This is a genomic window from Kitasatospora sp. NPDC003701, assembly GCF_053587085.1.
The window spans coordinates 135903-155426 of record NZ_JBSFNM010000005.1 but is presented as its reverse complement, the minus strand read 5'-3'; the positions used below and the strand labels follow the sequence as shown (position 1 = coordinate 155426).

The 19524-nt window shown below is 73.1% G+C and carries 14 protein-coding genes; 6 read left to right on the top strand and 8 right to left on the bottom strand.

The features are described from left to right. Positions 1 to 239: 239 nt before the first annotated feature. Positions 240 to 995: a helix-hairpin-helix domain-containing protein gene (locus tag ACWDRR_RS07100; protein ID WP_449771160.1), complete on the top strand. Its 756-nt coding sequence runs from the start codon at positions 240 to 242 to the stop codon at positions 993 to 995. A 105-nt stretch (positions 996 to 1100) separates the two neighbouring features. Continuing rightward, the gene (locus ACWDRR_RS07095; RefSeq protein ID WP_449771159.1) at positions 1101 to 3839 is read left to right on the top strand and encodes a ComEC/Rec2 family competence protein; all 2739 of its coding nucleotides are present in this window, start codon (positions 1101 to 1103) and stop codon (positions 3837 to 3839) included. A gap of 338 nt (positions 3840 to 4177) precedes the next feature. Here ACWDRR_RS07095 and ACWDRR_RS07090 read toward each other — a convergent pair whose 3' ends face one another. After that, complete coding sequence (locus ACWDRR_RS07090) at positions 4178 to 4471, bottom strand: hypothetical protein (RefSeq protein ID WP_387894941.1); 294 nt, start codon at positions 4469 to 4471, stop codon at positions 4178 to 4180. A 108-nt stretch (positions 4472 to 4579) separates the two neighbouring features. On the opposite strand from ACWDRR_RS07090, the gene holA reads away from it, so the two are divergent. Next, the gene (holA, locus tag ACWDRR_RS07085) at positions 4580 to 5581 is read left to right on the top strand and encodes a DNA polymerase III subunit delta (protein WP_449771158.1); all 1002 of its coding nucleotides are present in this window, start codon (positions 4580 to 4582) and stop codon (positions 5579 to 5581) included. Positions 5582 to 5666: 85 nt separating this feature from the next. Here the strand turns inward: holA and ACWDRR_RS07080 are convergent, their stop codons facing one another. From ACWDRR_RS07080 to ACWDRR_RS07070, 3 genes are all read right to left on the bottom strand, one after another. Then, the gene (locus ACWDRR_RS07080; protein WP_449771157.1) at positions 5667 to 6368 is read right to left on the bottom strand and encodes a hypothetical protein; all 702 of its coding nucleotides are present in this window, start codon (positions 6366 to 6368) and stop codon (positions 5667 to 5669) included. Positions 6369 to 7007: 639 nt separating this feature from the next. After that, positions 7008 to 7274 (bottom strand): 30S ribosomal protein S20, encoded by a 267-nt coding sequence (gene rpsT, locus ACWDRR_RS07075; RefSeq protein WP_380571163.1) that lies wholly within the window; start codon positions 7272 to 7274, stop codon positions 7008 to 7010. Between the two features lie 168 nt (positions 7275 to 7442). Then, entirely contained in the window at positions 7443 to 7748 is a 306-nt protein-coding gene (locus tag ACWDRR_RS07070) for an antibiotic biosynthesis monooxygenase family protein (protein WP_449771156.1), read from the bottom strand. Between the two features lie 271 nt (positions 7749 to 8019). Here ACWDRR_RS07070 and lepA point away from each other — a divergent pair, with 271 nt between their 5' ends. Beyond that, positions 8020 to 9888 (top strand): translation elongation factor 4, encoded by a 1869-nt coding sequence (gene lepA / locus ACWDRR_RS07065; RefSeq protein WP_449771155.1) that lies wholly within the window; start codon positions 8020 to 8022, stop codon positions 9886 to 9888. Between the two features lie 81 nt (positions 9889 to 9969). On the opposite strand, the gene ACWDRR_RS07060 is transcribed toward lepA, so the two are convergent. The 4 genes from ACWDRR_RS07060 to ACWDRR_RS07045 form a co-directional block, all read right to left on the bottom strand. Further along, positions 9970 to 11037: an NAD(P)/FAD-dependent oxidoreductase gene (locus tag ACWDRR_RS07060; RefSeq protein WP_449771154.1), complete on the bottom strand. Its 1068-nt coding sequence runs from the start codon at positions 11035 to 11037 to the stop codon at positions 9970 to 9972. 115 nt (positions 11038 to 11152) lie between these two features. Beyond that, complete coding sequence (sigJ, locus tag ACWDRR_RS07055) at positions 11153 to 12079, bottom strand: RNA polymerase sigma factor SigJ (protein WP_449771153.1); 927 nt, start codon at positions 12077 to 12079, stop codon at positions 11153 to 11155. 89 nt (positions 12080 to 12168) lie between these two features. Beyond that, a complete protein-coding gene (locus tag ACWDRR_RS07050) occupies positions 12169 to 14181 on the bottom strand; it encodes an ABC transporter ATP-binding protein (RefSeq protein ID WP_449771152.1) in 2013 nt (670 codons plus the stop codon). Then, the gene (locus tag ACWDRR_RS07045) at positions 14178 to 15911 is read right to left on the bottom strand and encodes an ABC transporter ATP-binding protein (RefSeq protein WP_449771151.1); all 1734 of its coding nucleotides are present in this window, start codon (positions 15909 to 15911) and stop codon (positions 14178 to 14180) included. Before ACWDRR_RS07045 ends, ACWDRR_RS07050 begins: the two co-directional genes overlap by 4 nt. Positions 15912 to 16235: 324 nt before the next feature. Here ACWDRR_RS07045 and ACWDRR_RS07040 point away from each other — a divergent pair, with 324 nt between their 5' ends. After that, positions 16236 to 18158: an AMP-dependent synthetase/ligase gene (locus ACWDRR_RS07040; protein ID WP_449771150.1), complete on the top strand. Its 1923-nt coding sequence runs from the start codon at positions 16236 to 16238 to the stop codon at positions 18156 to 18158. A gap of 72 nt (positions 18159 to 18230) precedes the next feature. After that, on the top strand, positions 18231 to 19460 hold the full coding sequence (gene hemW / locus ACWDRR_RS07035) for a radical SAM family heme chaperone HemW (RefSeq protein ID WP_449771149.1): 1230 nt from the start codon (positions 18231 to 18233) through the stop codon (positions 19458 to 19460). Positions 19461 to 19524: the final 64 nt, after the last annotated feature.

The following is a 19524-nucleotide window of genomic DNA, read 5'->3' as shown; positions in this document are numbered from 1 at the left end:
TCCGCATGACGAGCATGAACATCGGCGCGGTGAAGCGCCAGAGGGTCGGTGAGACCGCGCGATTGCGGTTGGCGGCGCTGTTGCCGGCGGCCGAGGGGGCGACCGGCGCAGCGGAGCCGTCGGCCACCGGGCCGCCGCCGCAGGGGGGTTCACCCTTCGGTGACGGGTCGCCCGACGGGGCGCCCGACGTGTCGCCTGACGGGTCGCCCGTCGTGCCGAGCGTCGTGGCGGGTGATGTCGTGGGTGACGTCCCGGGCGGTGTGGTCGGTGGCGTGGCACCCGAGGGCGTGCCGCCCGACGGTGCCGGGTCCGCCGGACCGGACCGATCGGGACGTCGTGCCGGCCCCTCGGTGATGCTCGACCGGCGGGCCGTGACGGGGCTCGCCGTCCTGCTGCTGCTCACCGTGGGCTACGGCGTGCAGCACTTCTGGCTGGCGCGGCCGCAATCGGTCGCGGTGCCGGCGGTAGCGGTCGCCTCGGCGGAGCCGGGGGAGGCGGTCACGGGCGCCCCGGAGACCGCCTCCGGCTCCGCCCCGCCCGCTCCCGCGGGCGCCGACGCGCACACCGTCGTGGTGGTCGACATCGGCGGTCGGGTGCACGCGCCCGGTGTCCACACCCTGCCCGGGGGCTCCCGGGTGGCGGACGCGCTGCGCGTGGCCGGCGGCCCGCTGCCCGAGACGGAGACCAAAGGCCTCAACCTGGCCCGGGTGCTGACGGACGGCGAGCAGATCCTCGTCGGCGAACCGGGCGCGGAGCCGGCTGCCGGGGCGGGGAGCGGTCCGGCCGGGGCCGCCGGGCCGAAGCAGCCGGTCAGCCTGAACCACGCGACCCTCGAACAGCTCGACACCCTTCCGGGCGTCGGTCCGACGCTGGCGCAGCGCATCATCGCCTTCCGCGCGTCGCACGGGTCGTTCCGCTCACTCGACCAGCTCCGGCAGGTCAGTGGTATCGGCGACCGCACCTACGCGGAGATCCGGCCGATGCTCACCCTCTGACCCGCTCGCCACCCGTGCCTGCCCGCCCGCCACCCGTGCCTGGCCCGGCCGGCCCACCTGCCGCCTGCTTACCCGCCCGCTGCCTCTCGTGCCTACCGCTTTCTCGTGCCCGTCCGGTGCACGTACCTGTCCGACCCGCCTGCCGCTCCCCGGAAGGGAGGTGCCGTCATCGCTGCCACCGCCGCCATCGCCGCGACGTCCGTCTCCACGGACGCCGTGCCGGACCGACCGCCGGGCGACCTTCGCCTCCTCCTTCCCGCCGTCGCGGCGTGGGTGGTCACGTGGTCCGTCCTCCGCCTGGGCCCCGGCCACGGACTCCTGCTGTCCTCGGCCGCGGGCGTGGCCGTCCTGGCCGCCCTCCTCCTGCCGGCCGGCCCGGGACTGCGGAGCCGTCGCGGTGCTGCCGTGACGCTCTCCGCCGTGTTGCTCACCGGCGCGGCGGCCACCGCCGCGACCCTCCTCCACACCGCCGACCTGCACCGGGGGCCGCTGCCCGGGTTGGCCCGGGCCACCGACCCCGCACCGGAGGTGGGCGTCGAGCTCACCGTCACCGGCGACCCGAGAACCCACACCTCCCGCACCAGGGGGACGGCAGCCGGGCAGGCCGTCCTCACCGTCGACGCGGTGGTGGACCAGGTCACCGTCCCAGCGGGTGCGGCGCCGGAGGGCGCCGGCCCGGGCGGCGACACCTCGGGCGAGGAGGCCGTCGGCACCGGGGTGACCAGGACGCGGACACCGGTGACGCTGATGGTGCGAGGGCCCGACATCGGCGGGTGGCAACGGCTGCTCCCGTCGGCCCGTGTCGCCGTCGAAGTCGAGGTCCGCCCGGCGGGGGAGGGGTACGCCGAGGAGTCGGCCGCGCTGCTGATCGCGCACGGGCCGCCGCGCGAGCTCGCGCCGCCCAGCCTGCCGCAGCGGGTCGCCGGCCGGTTGCGGTCGGGCCTGCGGGCGGCGGGCGACGATCTCCCGCCGGACGCGCGAGGACTGCTGCCGGCCCTGGTGGTCGGGGACACCTCACGCCTGCCCGGGGACCTCCTGGACGCCTTCCGGGCCACCGACATGGCGCACCTGGTCGCGGTCAGCGGCGCCAACCTCGCGATCGTCCTGGGCGTCCTGATCGGCGCCCCCGGCCGGGCCGGCACCCCCGAACGGCAAGGCCTGGCAGCCTGGTTCGGGATCCCGCTGCGCACCACCGCGCTGATCGGCACGTTCGTCACACTGGCCTTCGTCACCGTCTGCCGACCCGAGCCCAGCGTGTTGCGGGCCGCCGGTACGGGCCTGATCGGACTGCTCGCGCTTGCCACCGGCCGGCCTCGACAGGCGGTGCCCGCCCTGGCCGGCACCGTGTTGCTCCTGGTCCTCCTCGATCCCTACCTCGCAGGGTCGTTCGGGTTCCTCCTCTCGGTGCTCGCCACCACCGGCCTGCTGGTGCTCGGCCCGCGCTGGGCGCGGAGTCTGCGGGCCCGGGGCTGGCCGCACCACCTGGCGGGCGCCGTTGCGGCGACGGCCGCGGCCCAGGCGCTCTGCGCGCCCGTGACGGTGGTGCTGTCCGGGCACCTGAGCCTGGTCGCCGTTCCGTGCAATCTGCTGGCCGAGCTGGCGGTGGCCCCGGCGACGCTGCTCGGCTTCGCGGTGCTCGTCCTGGAGCCGCTCTCGCCGGCCCTGGCCCGGTTGCTCGCGGAGCCGGCCGGGCTCCCGGTGGGCTGGCTGGCGGCGGTGGCCCGGCACGGGGCGCAGCTGCCCGGTGCCCGGATCTCCTGGCCGGGAGGGCTGCTCGGCACGGTGACGCTCGCCGTGGCCACTGTGGCGATGTGCTGGACGGTCCCGCTGCTGCTGCCCCGGCGCTCCGGGGCGAACGGTCGCCGCGTCCCGGGCGGTTGGATCCGACCGGTGGTCGCGGGCCTCCTCTTCCTCGTCCTGCTGGCCGTGCTCCTGCGCCCGCCCGTGCTCACCCGGCTCGCGACCGGCTGGCCGCCGCCAGGGTGGCGGCTGGTCATGTGCGACGTGGGGCAGGGCGACATGCTGGTGCTGCCGGTGGCTCCGGACGGTGCTGCGGTCGCGGACAGTGCGGTGGTGGTCGATGCCGGGCCGGATCCGCAGGCGGCCGATCGCTGTCTGCGCGATCTCGGGATCACCCGGATCCCGCTCCTGCTGGTGACCCACTTCCATGCCGATCACGTGGAGGGGGTGCCGGGGGTGCTGCGAGGTCGTGCCGTCGGGGCCGTCGAGGGGACGAGTGTGAACGATCCTCCGGGCGAGGCGGCCCGGGTGTCCGGGTGGGCGGCGGCCGCCGGCGTCCCGTTGTTGCGGGCCAGGAGGGGTGAACGGCGCTCTGCCGGGCCCGGGTTGTCCTGGCAGGTGCTCTGGCCGGTGGCGGACCTGCCGGCGGAGGCGCCCGGTGCCAACAACGCCAGCGTCGCGCTGCTGGTGACGCTGGCGGGCGGGTTGCGGCTGGCCCTGCTGGGTGATCTCGAACCGCCGGCGCAGTCGGCATTGCTGGGGAGATGGGGAGGTGGAGTCACGGTGGACGTTCTGAAGGTGGCCCATCATGGTTCGGCGCACCAGGACTGGGACTTGGCCACGGCGCTGCGCCCTCGGCTGGCGTTGATCTCCTGTGGCGAGGGCAATCCGTACGGCCACCCGTCGGCGAGGACGGTCGATCGTCTGCGGTCGCTCGGTGCCACGGTGTTGCGTACGGACCGGTCCGGGGACATCGCGGTCATCGGCGACGCCCCGCCCCGGCTCGGCGCCGTCGTCCACCAGCAGCCAGGGGACGGTCCCCGGGCGGTCGGTGCCCTCCACGGTGCGGGCCCGGCCGGCGGGCCGCGCGGCCCGCCGGCCTGAGCGCGTCCCCCGCTGCCTTGCTCTCGCCCTCCCCACCCGGGGAGGAGGGGAAGGGTGGGGAGGGCGAGGGGGAGGGAGGGGGCGGGGGGCGGGGCGGGGCCCAAGAGGATGCGCCGGCCCGGGCACCGCCCGGGCCGGCGCCGCGAGACACCGGGGCTCCTCAAGAGTCCGGGCACTCCTTCACCCCGGGCGCCAGGCTCCCGGAGCCCGGTGCGGAAGGCTGACCGCCCGGAGTGGGAAGTCGGCCCGTCCGACTTCCCACTCAAGCGCCGCGGAAGCCGGCCTCGCCGGGAGGGCGACCCGAGCGGGGCCAGGACGGCCGGGGAAGGGCCGGAAGATCAGCCCTCCTCGCGCCAGCCCTCGTGCTCGGTGGCGACGGCGTCCAGTGCGCGCAGCAGGCCCGGCGTCCAGCCGTCCTCGGGAGGTTCCACGACCACCAGCCATTGGGCGTCCTCGGCGTCGTCCTCGCCGGCGAGGGCGTCCCGGACGATTTCGAGTTCGCCCAGGTCGGGGTGGTTGGCGCTGAGCTCCTCCGTGGCCTCTTCGGCAGCGTCACGGTCGGGGAGGACGAGGAGCTGCCGGGCGCTCGGGTTGAAGTCGTCCGGCTGGTCGATGGCGAGGTCTTCGGTCACCGGACCATTCTCGCGGGAGCGGCCCGGTGGTCGGCGCCTGCCCCCCTCCTGTCCCGGCCCGTCCCGTTCGGGCGGGAGTGTCCGCACCCCGTGGGATGCTGGTACGCGATGGCCAGGAAGAGTGCACCCGACGACCTGCTCGCCCCGCTGACCCTCGCGGTCGGCCAGGAGGAGCTGCTGCTCGACCGCGCGGTCGCCCAGGTGGTGGCGGCGGCGAAGGCGGCGGACCCGGACACCGATGTGCGGGATCTGCCTCCCGGGGCCCTGCAGCCGGGCAGCCTCGCCGAGCTGACCACGCCCTCGCTGTTCGCCGAGCGCAAGGTCATCGTGGTCAGGGCCGCCCAGGACCTCTCCGCCGACTCCGTCAAGGAGCTCAAGGCGTACATCGAGGCCCCGGCCGACGAAGTGATCGTGGTGTTGGCGCACGCGGGCGGTGCCAAGGGCAAGGGCCTGCTGGACGCCGGGCGGAAGGCCGGCGGCCGGGAGGTCGCGTGCGCCAAGCTGGCGAAGGCGTCGGAGCGGCTGGCGTTCGTGAAGGGCGAGTTCCGCACGCTCGGGCGCTCGGCCACCCCGGAGGCCTGCCAGGCCCTGCTGGACGCGCTCGGCAGCGACCTCCGCGAGCTGGCGGCCGCGTGCAGCCAGCTCACCTCGGACGTCGAGGGCACCATCGACGAGACGGTGGTGGCCCGCTACTACAGCGGCCGGGCCGAGGCCACCGGCTTCGAGGTGGCGGACCTCGCGGTCACCGGCCGGGCCGCCGAGGCGCTGGAGCGGCTGCGCTGGGCGCTGGCCGTGGGGCAGCCGCCGACCGGCATCACGTACGCGCTGGCGTCCGGGGTCCGCAGCATCGGCCGGCTGGCGACCACCGGGCGGAACATGCGCCCGGCCGACCTCGCGCGCGAGCTGGGCATGCCGCCGTGGAAGGTCGACAGGGTCCGCCAGCAGATGCGCGGTTGGACGGGCGACGGCGTGGCCACCGCCCTGACGGCGATCGCGCAGGCGGACGCCGCCGTCAAGGGCGGCTCCGACGACCCCGCCTTCGCCCTGGAGCGGGCCGTGGTGGCCGTCGCCCGGGCCTCCCGCGCCGGCTCCGGGTCGCGCTCCTACTGAAACGGCGGACCTCCACGGCCCGGCGTCACCCTCCAGCCTCCACCCTCCACCCGCCCACCCCCGACCGCGCGTCCCCGGCTGCGGCCTACGGCCCGCCGATCGCCTTGAGGATGTCCCGGGTGTCGTCGAGCATCGCCCGGCGGACGGTCTCGCGGTCCAGCGTGGTGTTCTTGCCGACCTGGTAGTTGTCGGTCCAGAAGAGGGAGTACGTCATGCCTCCGTCCCGGACCTGCAGGTAGTGGTTGATGTCGTGGAAGGTCTTGTCCGAGCTGGTCGGCTCGTCGCCGTAGGCGAAGTAGGCCTCCTGGCCGAGGTTCGGCACATCGGTGATCTCGTACTTTTGCTGCTCGAAGTAGCTCCGGGTGGCGGCGAATTCGGGCGCGGAGTCGACGGTCCTGTGCAGTTCGGCGCGGATGTCGAGGGTGGCGTAGTCCGCGACGTCGCTCCCGCTGACCGCCCGCTTGACCAGTGCGTAGCACCGCATGATGTCCATGGAGTCGGACCGACCGGTGTGCTGCAGCGGGTAGTTGTCGACCATGCGGTACTTCTGGTTGAACGCGGTGAGCTTGCCCGCCTCGCAGAGCTTGTCGACGGCGTGGTACCCGTGGAGGCTCTGCGCCGAGGAGCCGCCGTCGACGATGCGCGGCACGAGGGCCACGGCGCCGGACCAGGCGGCCGAGGCGAGGACGGCGCCGACGAACGCCCAGACGGCGTTGCGGCGCAGGTTTCCGCCCTTGCGACCCCTCCCGCTCGGCCGCTCCGGCTCCCCGCCCCCGGCGGGCGGCATCCCGGGCGCGCTGGGCAGCCCGGGCGGAGGTCCGAAGCCCGGTGACGCCCCGGGCGGTGGTTGCTGCTGCGGAAAGCCGCCGAACCCCGACCTGCCCTGGGCCGGTGGTGGTGGCGGTGGTGGTGGCGTCGCCATAGGTGCCCCCCCCTGAGCTTCGACGAACGTGCCTGCCACGAGCGAGCGGGCCGCCCCGGAGCCGCGGCCACAAAGCCCCACGAGGCCCCACGAGGCCCCACGAAGCCCTACGAAGGGGGACGTGGCCGCCGCGAGGCCGGTTGCCGTGCGCGTGCTCCCCGAACTGCCGTGACCGACCATAGCGGCCGGACCACAGAGCGCGACAGGAGTCGCAGCCGCCCGGGCAACCCTGCTGCGAGGGCAGCCCCGCCACCAGGGCGGCCCCGCCACGAGGGCGGGCGTCCCGGCCGGCACCCGGCACGAACGCCGACTGCCCGCCCGGTGGGGACCGGGCGGGCAGTGGGGGAAGCGCCTACGATCGGGCACTTCGGCAAATCTCTGTGCACCGCACCCGCGTGGCGAACGCAGGCCGCGTGCGGTGCGAGTCTTGTCACTCGCGCCTCAGGAGTCCGGGTAGAGGGCCGGTTCGCCCTGGGGCGCTCGGGGCCGTGGGCCCCGGCGGAGTCAGGCCTGGACGGCGTTGACGCGCTTGGTGATGGCCGACTTCTTGTTGGCGGCCTGGTTGGCGTGGATGACGCCCTTGCTCACGGCCTTGTCCAGCGCCTTGGAGGCGGCGCGGGCCAGCACGATGGCCTTCTCGGTCTCGCCGGCCGCAGCGGCCTCGCGGGCCTTGCGCACGGCGGTCTTCAGCGAGGACTTGACGGCCTTGTTGCGCAGGCGCGCCTTCTCGTTGGTCTTGTTGCGCTTGATCTGGGACTTGATGTTCGCCACGAAGGAGCCTCAGTCTTGTCAGTAAACGGTTCTGGGGTCCCCCCGGCCGAAGGCTCGGGGAGGTCTGCACCGCGCGGCCGCCGGTCTGCTGAGAGGGCATGCCGAGGCCAGGTGCAGCGCCCCACGCTACCAGGGGGCACCGCCCGACCCAAACCGACCGGGTCCGGCTCAGGCCCGGAGTACCGGCTCGCCGTAGTGCTCCACCTCGGGGAAGGGCTGGTAGAAGCGGTGCAGCAGCTCGCGCCACCGCTGGTACTCGGCGGAGCGGCGGAACCCCTCGGTGTGATCCTCCAGCGTCTCCCACTCCACCTGGAGCAGGAACCTGGCGCGGCGGCCCTCGTCGAGGCAGCGGCGCAGTGCGAGGGAGCGGAAGCCGGACTGGACCGCGATCAGCGGCTTCGCCTCCGCGAAGGCGGCGAGGAACGCGTCCTCTTGGCCGGGGAGGACGTCGAGGAGGGCGCTTTCCAGGATCATGGGAGATCATCCTGCCCGGCCGGGGCCCCGGCCGGAACCAGCCCCGGAACCAACCCCGGAACCAGCCCCGGAAGCAGCGACGGAGCATCCCCGGGGAGCAGCCCCGGGAGCGCCCCGGACCGACCCCCACGGAACCGAACGGCGGCGGACGTCGCGCTCGTGGGAGGATGGGAAGAACTATTTCGATCGGACGACTGTCCGGTCCCCGGGAAACCGGTCAGCGATGACCCGGACACCCCCGGCCCCCGGACCAACGGAGAATCGGACCAAGGTGCCCGCGACCCCCAGCAATGTGCCAGAGCCCAGCCGTACCGACCCGGCGCTGATTCGCAACTTCTGCATCATCGCCCACATCGACCACGGCAAGTCGACGCTCGCCGACCGGATGCTGCAGATCACCGGGGTCGTCGACCCCCGGCAGATGCGCGCCCAGTACCTCGACCGGATGGACATCGAGCGCGAGCGCGGCATCACGATCAAGTCGCAGGCGGTCCGCCTCCCGTGGGCGCCGAAGACCGGACCGGACGTCGGCACGACGCACATCCTCAACATGATCGACACCCCGGGCCACGTGGACTTCACCTACGAGGTGTCCCGTTCGCTCGCCGCCTGCGAGGGCACCATCCTCGTGGTGGACGCCGCCCAGGGCATCGAGGCGCAGACCCTCGCCAACCTGTACCTGGCGCTGGAGAACGACCTCACGATCATCCCGGTGCTCAACAAGATCGACCTGCCGGCCGCCCAGCCGGAGAAGTACGCCGCCGAGCTCGCGCACATCATCGGGTGCGACCCGGAGGACGTCCTCAAGGTCAGCGCCAAGAGCGGTCTCGGCGTGCCGGAGCTGCTCGACCACGTGGTCGAGAGGATCCCGGCGCCGGTCGGCGTCAAGGACGCCCCGGCCCGCGCGATGATCTTCGACTCGGTGTACGACTCCTACCGCGGCGTGGTCACCTACGTCCGTGTCGTCGACGGCCAGCTCACCAAGCGTGAGCGGATCGCGATGATGTCCACCGGCGCGACGCACGAGCTGCTGGAGATCGGCGTCATCTCGCCCGAGCCCAAGGTCGCCGACGGCCTGGGCGTCGGCGAGGTGGGCTACATCATCACCGGTGTGAAGGACGTCCGGCAGTCCAAGGTCGGTGACACGATCACCTCGATGCACAAGGGTGCGACCGAGCCGCTGGGCGGCTACAAGGACCCGCGCCCGATGGTGTTCTCCGGCCTCTACCCGCTGGACGGGTCGGACTATCCGCTGCTGCGCGACGCCCTCGACAAGCTGCGGCTGAACGACGCCGCGCTGGTCTACGAGCCGGAGACCTCGGTCGCGCTCGGCTTCGGCTACCGCTGCGGCTTCCTCGGCCTGCTGCACCTGGAGATCATCCGGGAGCGCCTGGAGCGCGAGTTCAACCTCGACCTGATCTCCACCGCCCCGAACGTGGTCTACCGCGTGGTGATGGAGGACGGCACCGAGCACACCGTCACCAACCCGAGCGAGTTCCCGACCGGCAAGATCGCCGAGGTGCACGAGCCGGTCGTACGCGGCACCATCCTGGCGCCGAACGAGTTCGTCGGCGCGATCATGGAGCTGTGCCAGGGCCGCCGCGGCAACCTCCAGGGCATGGACTACCTCTCCGAGGACCGCGTCGAGCTGCGCTACACGCTCCCGCTCGCGGAGATCGTCTTCGACTTCTTCGACCACCTGAAGTCCAAGACCCGCGGGTACGGCTCCTTCGACTACGAGCCGATCGGCGAGCAGACCGCCGACCTGGTGAAGGTCGACATCCTGCTGCACGGCGACGCGGTGGACGCGTTCTCCGCGATCGTGCACAAGGACAAGGCCTACAACTACGGCGTGATGATGGCCGGCAAGCTGCAGAAGCTGATCCCGCGCCAGCAGTTCGAGGTGCCGATCCAGGCCGCCATCGGCTCCCGGGTGATCGCCCGTGAGACGGTCCGCGCGATCCGCAAGGACGTTCTCGCCAAGTGCTACGGCGGTGACATCTCGCGTAAGCGCAAGCTGCTGGAGAAGCAGAAGGAAGGCAAGAAGCGGATGAAGATGGTCGGCCGCGTGGAGGTCCCGCAGGAGGCCTTCATCGCCGCGCTGTCCACCGACGCCGAGGCGCCGAAGGAAAAGAAGTAACCGCCGGCACCGGCGGAGCACGACCAGCAGGACCAGCAGGCCGACGGGCCCGGGGCGAGCCGCCCCGGGCCCGTCGGCTTCTCAACGCAGCGCCCAGATCACGCCGTTGACGATGGCGGCCTTGATCAGCCGCCCGGTCCGGCCGGTCAGCACCGAGGGCCGCATCGAGTCGTCGCCGTGGATCAGCTGGACGAGGGCCTCCCGGCGGCCGAGGCTCAGGCACTGCACGCCGTACCGGAACGCGAAGGGCTTGTCGGTGCGCCCGGCGAGCACCTTGCCGAGGTAGCGGCCCATCGGCTGGGCGGTGGCGCAGCCCATCCGCAGGGTGCCGGTGCCGGGGACGGTCGCCGCGGCGGCGTCGCCGATGACGTACACCTCCGGGTGCGACACCGAGCGCAGGTGGCCGTCGACGACCGCCCGGCCGGCCGGATCGACGGTCAGGCCGGCCTCGGCCGCCAGCGGGTGCGGCTCCATGGCGGCGGCCCAGACCACCAGGTCGGCCGGGATCCGGCCGCCGGTGGTGCTCAGGCCCTCGGCGTCGACCCCGGTGACGGTGTGCTGCTCGTGGACCTCGATCCCGAGCCGGGCCATCACGCTGCGGACGTGGCCCCGGCCCCGGGGCGAGAACCAGCCGCCGACCCGGCCGGCGGCGACGATCCGCACCCGCCACCCGGGGTGGGCCTCGGCGATCTCGGTGGCCAGCTCGATGCCGGTGGCGCCGCCGCCGACCACGGCGACGGTGCCGGGGCGCTCGGCGGTGCGCAGCCGCTCGCCCAGCTCGGCGGCCCGCTCGGCGGGGTAGGCGTGTTCCGCCGCGCCGGGGACGGCGTGCCAGGCGGTGCGGCTGCCGAGGGCGTAGACCAGGGTGTCGTAGGCGAGGGCCTCGCCGGTGTCCAGGAACACCTTGCGGGCGGCGAGGTCCAGGCCGGTGGCGCGGGCCCGGACGTGCCGCACGCCGCGGCCGCGGACCACCTCGGCCAGGGTGGGCCGGTGCTCGGGGTGGCCGGCGGCGGTCTCGTGCTGGCGGACGCGGTGCAGGAAGCGGGTCTCCGGGGCGATCAGGGTCACCCGGTGGTGCTTGCCCGCCAGGTTCGCCGCGGTCAGCCCCGCGTAACCGGCACCCAGTACGACGATCTGCTTCTCGGTCATGTCGTCCGCCTTCTCCGAAGCCTGAGCGCCCTCTGGAGGCGCTCTGCCGACACGCTCTCGGTGCGTGTTCGGGAAGGGGACGACGCGGCCGGTCAGGTTGTGACGGTGAGCCGCGTCACAGGCCCGGACGCGGCGGGGTGGCCCTGGTCACCCGGGTCAGCTTCTCGGGGTTGACCACCACGTAGGCCTCGGTGATCCGGCCCTCGGCGACGGCGAACGCCAGCACGCCGAGGACCGGGCCGTCGGCGTCGTGGATGACCAGGCCCGGCTCGTCGTTGACCAGGACGGGTTCGATGCCCATGCCCGGGGTGAACCACTTCGCGACCAGGCCGGCCACCAGGCGGGAGACCTTGTCCGCGCCGAACACCGGGCGGGCGCCGGCACTGACGACGCCGCCGCCGTCGGAGTGCCAGACGACGTCCGGGTCGAGTACGGCCAGCAGGCCCTCGATGTCGCCGCGCGCGGTCGCCGCGGCGAACGCCGCCACGGCCTGCCGGTGCTCGGTGGGGTCGGCGCTGGCGCGGCGCCCGCCGTCCTTCACCCGGCGCCGGGCCCGGGAGGCGAGCTGGCGTGCGGCGTCGGGGGAGCGGTCGAGCGAGGCGGCGATCTCGTCGAAGCCGACCGCGAACACGTCGTGCAGCACGAAGGCGGCGCGCTCGGCCGGGGTGAGCTGTTCCAGGACGGCGAGCAGCGCCATCGAGACGGACTCGCCGAGTTCGGCGAGTTCGGCCGGGGAGGCGGGGGAGTCCTGGTAGGAGACGGCCGGTTCGGGCAGCCACTCGCCGAAGTAGGCCTCCCGGCGGGCCCGGGCGGAGCCCAGCTGGTCGTAGCAGAGGCGGGTGACGACGGTGGTCAGGAAGGCGCGCGGGTCGGCGACGGTGGACCGGTCGGCGGAGCGCCAGCGCAGCCAGGCCTCCTGCAGCACGTCCTCGGCGTCGCTGAACGAGCCGAGCAGCCGGTAGGCGACCGAGCCCAGGTAGCGGCGGTTCGCCTCGAAGGCGTCGGGGTGTGCCGCGGCGGCGGCCGACAGATCGTCACTCACGGGCCCACCGTAGCGTCCGGGGCCGGTGGGCGGAGCGCCGGAGGGGAAGGCCGGGTGAACCGGCCTCCCCCTCCGGGCACGGCTGCGGGTCAGTCCACCTCGGCCACGGCCTCGGCGAACTGCGCCTGGTACAGCCGGGCGTACGCGCCGTCGGCGGCGATCAGCTCGTCGTGGGTGCCCTGCTCGACGATGGAGCCGCTCTCCATCACCAGGATCACGTCGGCGTCCCGGATGGTGGAGAGCCGGTGGGCGATCACGAAGCTGGTGCGGCCGGTGCGCAGCCGGGCCATGGCGCGCTGGATCAGCACCTCGGTCCGGGTGTCGACCGAGCTGGTGGCCTCGTCCAGGACCAGGATCGACGGCTGGGCCAGGAACGCCCGGGCGATGGTGATCAGCTGCTTCTCGCCCGCGCTGACGTTGGCGCCCTCGTCGTCGATGACGGTGTCGTAGCCGTTCGGCAGGGTCCGGACGAAGCGGTCCACGTGGGCGGCCCTGGCCGCTTCGACGACCTGTTCGTGGGTGGCCCCCTGGGCGCCGTACGCGATGTTGTCGGCGATGGTGCCGCCGAACAGCCAGGTGTCCTGGAGGACCATGCCGATGCCGGAGCGCAGCTCCTCGCGGGACATCGCCGCGATGTCGACCCCGTCCAGGGTGATCCGACCGCCGCTGACCTCGTAGAAGCGCATCAGCAGGTTGACCATGGTGGTCTTGCCGGCGCCGGTCGGGCCGACGATGGCGACGGTCTGGCCGGGCTCGACCTTCAGCGAGAGGTCCTCGATGAGCGGCTTGTCGGGGTCGTAGCGGAAGGAGACGTCCTGGAAGGCGACCCGGCCGCGCACCGCGTCGGGGCGCTCGGGCATGGCCGGCTCCGGGGTCTGCTCGGGCGCGTCCAGCAGCTCGAAGACGCGCTCGGCGGAGGCGACGCCGGACTGCACCAGGTTGGCCATGCTGGCGACCTGGGTGAGCGGCTGGCTGAACTGCCGCGAGTACTGGATGAACGCCTGCACGTCGCCGATCGACAGCGCGCCGCTGGCGACCCGCAGGCCGCCGACGACGGCGACCAGCACGTACTGCAGGTTGCCGATCAGCATCATCGCGGGCTGGATGATCCCGGAGATGAACTGGGCCCGGAAGCTGGCCTCGAACAGCGCCTCGTTGTGCTCCCGGAAGGTCTCGGCGGACTCCTTCTGCCGGCCGAAGACCTTCACCAGGGCGTGGCCGGTGTACATCTCCTCGATGTGCGCGTTCAGCTGCCCGGTGGACTTCCACTGCTGGACGAACTGCGGCTGCGCCCGCTTGCCGACCCTGGTCGCCACCATCACCGACAGCGGGACGGAGATCAGCGCGATCAGGGCGAGCAGCGGCGAGATCCAGAACATCATCGCCAGCACGCCGACCACGGTGAGCAGCGAGTTCACCACCTGGCCCATGGTCTGCTGCATGGACTGGCCGACGTTGTCGATGTCGTTGGTGACCCGGCTGAGCACCTCGCCGCGCGGCTGCTTGTCGAAGTAGCTGAGCGGCAGCCGGGCGAGCTTGGCCTCGACCTCCTGGCGCAGCCGGTAGCTGGCCCGCTGGATCGCCCTGGTGGCGAGCCGCCCCTGGGCGATGCCGAAGACGGCGGAGGCGAGGTAGATCACCAGCACCCAGAGCAGCACGGTGCCGATCGCGCCGAAGTCCATGTGCTGGCCGGGGGTGAAGTCGACCGAGGAGAGCAGGTCGGCGGCGCCGCCGTCACCGTGCGCCCGTACGCCCGCGACGGCGTCCGCCTTGGAGGTGCCGGCCGGGAACTGCTGGCCGACCACGCCCGCGAAGATCAGGTCGGTGGCCTGGCCGAGCACCTTGGGCCCGGTCACGGCGCAGCCGATGCTGAGCACGCCGAGTGCCAGGACGCCGCCGAGCAGGGCGCGTTCGGGGCGCAGCAGGGTGAGCAGCCGCTTGCCCGAGCCCTTGAAGTCCATCGACTTCTCGGAGCCCTGGCCGCCCATGAACCGGCCGGGGCCGGCCGGGCCGCGGCGGGCGGCGGCGGCCTGCGAGTCGCTGGGCAGCTCGCCGGCGCCGGGGCCCTTCCTGGCGGGCGCCTTGTTCTGCGGGGTGGTCACGCCGCCTCCTGCTCGGTGAGCTGGGAGAGCACGATCTCCCGGTACGTCGGATTGCCGGCCATCAGCTCGCCGTGGGTGCCGCTGCCGACGACGGCGCCCTCGTCGAGGACGACGATCCGGTCGGCGTCGCGGATGGTGGAGACGCGCTGGGCGACGATCAGCACGGTGGCGTCGGCGGTCTCCCGGGCGAGCGCCTTGCGGAGCCTGGCGTCGGTGGCGTAGTCGAGCGCGGAGAAGGAGTCGTCGAACAGGTAGACGCCGGGCTTGCGGACGAGGGCGCGGGCGATCGCCAGGCGCTGGCGCTGGCCGCCGGAGACGTTGCTGCCGCCCTGGGCGATCGGGGCGTCGAGCCCCTCGGGGAGGCGTTCGACGAACTCCTTGGCCTGGGCGACCTCCAGGGCGTGCCAGAGCTCCTCGTCGGTGGCGTCGGGCCGGCCGTAGCGCAGGTTGCTGGCGACGGTGCCGGTGAACAGGTAGGGCTTCTGCGGGACGAGGCCGACCGTCTCGGCGATCGTCTCGGGGGCGAGCTCGCGGACGTCCACGCCGTCCAGCAGGACCTGTCCGGAGGTGGCGTCGATGAGCCGGGGGACGAGGCCCAGCAGGGTGGACTTGCCGCTGCCGGTGGAGCCGATCACGGCGGTGGTCTCGCCGGGGCGGGCGGTGATGTCGATGCCGCGCAGGACGGAGGCCTCGGCGCCGGGGTAGCGGAACTCGACGGCGCGCAGCTCCAGGTTGCCCCGGGCCAGGAGCTCGGTGACGGGCGTGGCCGGCGGGACGACGCTGGAGCTGGTGTCCAGGACCTCCTGGATGCGCTCGGCGCAGACCTCGGCGCGCGGCACCATCATGAACATGAAGGTGGCCATCATGACGCTCATCAGGATCTGCATCAGGTAGGAGAGGAAGGCGGTCAGCGCGCCGATCTCCATGCCGCCGCTGTCGATCCGCTGTGCGCCGAACCAGAGCACGGCGACGCTGGAGACGTTCACCACCAGCATCACGGCCGGGAACATGAACGACATCAGCTGGCCGACCTGGAGGGCGACGCCGGTCAGGTCCTTGTTGGCGTCGGCGAACCGGGCCTGCTCGTGGTCGTCCTTGACGAAGGCGCGGATCACCCGGATGCCGGTGATCTGCTCGCGCAGGACCCGGTTCACCGTGTCGATCTTCTTCTGCATGCTGCGGAACTTCGGGCGCAGCGAGCGGACGAGCAGGACCACCACGACGCCCAGCAGGGGCACGACGGCCAGCAGCAGCGCGGAGAGCGGCACGTCCTGGTTGAGCGCCATGATGATGCCGCCGACGCACATGATCGGCGCGGCGACCATCAGGGTGAAGCTCATCAGGGCCAGCATCTGGACCTGCTGGACGTCGTTGGTGGTCCGGGTGATCAGGGAGGGGGCGCCGAAGGTGCCGACCTCGCGGGCGGAGAAGGTCTGGACGCGGTCGAAGACGGCGGCCCGGACGTCCCGGCCGAACGCCATGGCGGTGCGCGCGCCGTAGTGGACGGCGCCGATCGAGCAGATCGCCTGGACGACGGTGACGGCGATCATCACACCGCCGATGCGCAGGATGTAGCCGGTGTCGCCCTTGACCACGCCCTGGTCGATGATGTCGGCGTTCAGCGTCGGCAGGTAGAGCAGGGCGAGCGTGGACACCAGCTGGAGCAGCACCAGCAGGGTGATCGGTCGGGAGTAGGGGCGCAGGTACGCCCTGAGCAGTCTGATCAGCACTGGCACACTCTTGTCGTCGGCAGTGGGATTCGCATCCCAATTCTCATGCTTCGGTGGACTCGTACAGTTGATTCGGGCTCCGTCGCCCCGAGGTTTGTCCTGTCCTTTGCCGAAGGTACCGGCGGGCCCGGTTGCGCGCTGCACCGGCGGCCCGCGGGGGTGCCAGCTGTCCTCACCCTCTTACGGAATGACCGGTTTCCCCCTAGGCTGCTGATTGCCCCCTTGTTACTCGCCGGTACCCGTCCGGTTAACCGGGGGCCCGGCGACCGCCCCCACGGGCGCCGCGACATCCCTCAGACGGCCACCCGCCCCCGGAGGTCCTCGTTGAGTTCCGCGCAGTCCCTGATCGACTCCGGCCGCGCCGACATCGTCGCCGGGCGTCCCGCCTCCGTCGCCCACCTGTTCCTGGACCGGGTCGCCGCCACACCGGCGGCTGAGGCCTACCGCTTCCCCGTCCCGGTGGACGAGCACGCGGCGGACGGCGCCCCCGGCGCCGAGCAGTGGCGCTCGCTGACCTGGGCGCAGACCGCCACCCGGGTGTACGCGGTGGCCGCCGGCCTGCTCTCCCTGGGGATCCACCCGGAGGACCGGGTCGGGCTGATGTCCTCCACCCGGCTGGAATGGGTCATCGCCGACCTCGGCAACATGTGCGCGGGCGCGGCCACCACGGCCGTCTACCCCAGCACCAACGCCGACGAGACGGCCTACATCCTCTCCGACTCGGGCTCCAGGGCGCTCTTCGTCGAGAACGAGAAGCAGCTCGCCAAGGTCATCGCCGAGCTCGGGCAGCTGCCCGAGCTGCGCACCGCCGTGCTCTTCGACGGCACCGTGCCGGCCGAGGCGCCGGCCGGGCTGAACGTGCTCACCCTGGCGGAGCTGGAGCAGCTCGGCGCCGAGTACCTGGAGCAGCACCCGGACGCGGTGCGGGAGGTCGTCGCCGGGCTCGACAAGGAGCAGCTGGCCACCCTCATCTACACCTCCGGCACCACCGGCCGCCCCAAGGGCGTGCGCCTGGTGCACGACTGCTGGGCCTACCAGGGCCGCGCCCAGGAGCAGAGCGGGCTGCTGCGCTCGGATGATGTGCAGTTCATGTGGCTCCCGCTGTCGCACGTGTTCGGCAAGAGCCTGATCTGCGGCCAGATCGCCACCGGCCACGTGATGGCGCTGGACGGCCGGGTCGACCGGATCATCCACAACCTGCCGGTGATCCGCCCGACCATGATGGCCTCGGCGCCGCGCATCTTCGAGAAGGTCTACAACGGCATCGCCGGCAAGGCCCGGGCCGAGGGCGGCGCCAAGTACAAGATCTTCATGTGGGCGGCGAAGACCGCCCGCGACTACGCCCGGGTCACCCAGGCGAGCCGGATCGCCACCGGGCGCGACAGCGCCCCGCTGGGGCTGCGGCTGCAGCACGCGCTGGCCGACAAGCTGGTGTACACCAAGATCCGGGCCGCCTTCGGCGGGCGGATGCGCGGCTCGGTCTCCGGCAGCGCCGCGCTGGCGCCCGAGATCGGCTACTTCTTCGCCGGCGTCGGCGTGCCCGTCCTGGAGGGCTACGGCCTGACCGAGACCTCGGCCGGGGTCTGCGTCAACCCCGCCGAGGACGTCCGGGTCGGCACCATCGGCACCGTGCTGCCCGGCACCGAGGTCCGGATCGCCGAGGACGGCGAGATCCTGCTCCGCGGCCCCGGCATCATGCGCGGCTACCACAACCTGCCGGAGAAGACCGCGGAGGTGCTGGAGCCGGACGGCTGGTTCCACACCGAGGACATCGGCGAGATCGGCCGGGACGACTTCCTGCGGATCACCGACCGCAAGAAGGACATGTTCAAGACCTCCGGCGGCAAGTACGTCGCGCCGAGCGAGGTGGAGGGCAAGTTCAAGGCGGTCTGCCCGTTCGTCAGCAACATCCTGGTGATCGGCAACGGCCGCAACTTCTGCACCGCGCTGATCGGCCTGGACGAGTCGGTGATCATGCCGTGGGCCGCCGAGCACGGCATGGCCGGCAAGTCCTACGCCGAGGTGGTCGGGGACGCGAGGACGCACCAGCTGATCGACGGCTTCGTGCAGCGCCTCAACACCGACCTCCAGCGCTGGCAGACGATCAAGAAGTTCACCCTGCTCCCGCGCGACCTGGACATCGAGCACGGCGAGCTCACGCCGAGCCTGAAGATCAAGCGCCCGGTGGTCGAGCGGACGTACGCGGACGCCGTCACCGAGATGTACGCGGGCGCCAACGAGGCCTGATCCGGCCGGCCGTCCCGCACGGCCCGGGCCGCCCGTTTCGGGCGGGCCCGGGCGGTACGGGACAATGGGGCAATGCCCTCCGCACTCCCCGACGGCGAACCCGTGCCGTCCGACGGTTCCCTGCCCGCACACGCCCTCGCCGGGCTCGGGTCGCGGCCGTTCGGCTTCTACCTGCACGTGCCGTACTGCGCGAGCCGCTGCGGCTACTGCGACTTCAACACCTACACCGCCACCGAGCTGCGCTCCTCGGGCGCCGTCGCCTCCCAGGAGACGTACGCCGACAACGTGGTCGCCGAGATCAGGCTGGCGCGCGAGGTCCTCGGCTCCGCCGACCTGCCCGTGCGGACCGTCTTCCTCGGCGGCGGCACGCCCACCCTGCTGCCCGCCCGGGACCTGGTGAAGATGCTGGCGGCCGTCCGCGAGGAGTTCGGGCTCGCCGACGACGCCGAGGTCACCACCGAGGCCAACCCCGAGTCGGTCGACCCGGCCTACCTCGCCGAGCTGCGCGCGGGCGGCTACAACCGGATCTCCTTCGGCATGCAGAGCGCCCGGCCGCACGTGCTCCGGCTGCTCGACCGCCACCACACCCCGGGCCGCCCGGAGGCCTGCGTGGCCGAGGCCCGCGCGGCCGGCTTCGAGCACGTCAACCTCGACCTCATCTACGGCACCCCCGGCGAGTCCGACGACGACTGGCGGGCCTCCCTGGACGCCGCGATCGGCGCCGGACCGGACCACGTCTCGGCCTACTCGCTGATCGTCGAGGACGGCACCAAGCTGGCCGCCCGGGTCAAGCGCGGCGAGCTGCCGATGATCGACGACGACGTGCACGCCGACCGCTACCTGATCGCCGAGGAGGCGCTCGCCGCCGCCGGCTACTCCTGGTACGAGGTCTCCAACTGGGCCACCACCCCCGAGGGCCGCTGCCGCCACAACGAGCTCTACTGGACCGGCGGCGACTGGTGGGGCGCCGGCCCCGGCGCGCACAGCCACGTCGGCGGCGTCCGCTGGTGGAACGCCAAGCACCCGGCCGGCTACGCCCGCGCCCTCGCCGAGCGGCGCACCCCGGCCCAGGGCCGCGAGCTGCTCACCGACGAGGACCGCCGGGTCGAGCGCATCCTGCTCGAACTGCGCCTCGCCGAGGGCATCCCGCTCTCCCTCCTCGCCGGGGCCGGCCTGAAGGCCGCCGAGCGGGCCCTGGGCGAGGGCCTGCTCGACCCGGCCGGCTACGCCGGGGGCCGCGCCACCCTCACCCTCCAGGGCCGCCTGCTGGCCGACGCGGTCGTGCGCGACCTGGTGGACTGACGTTCGCGGCGCGGCCGTCGGCCGCCGTCGCCGGACCCGGGCGGGTCCGGCGCGCTCCGGGCGG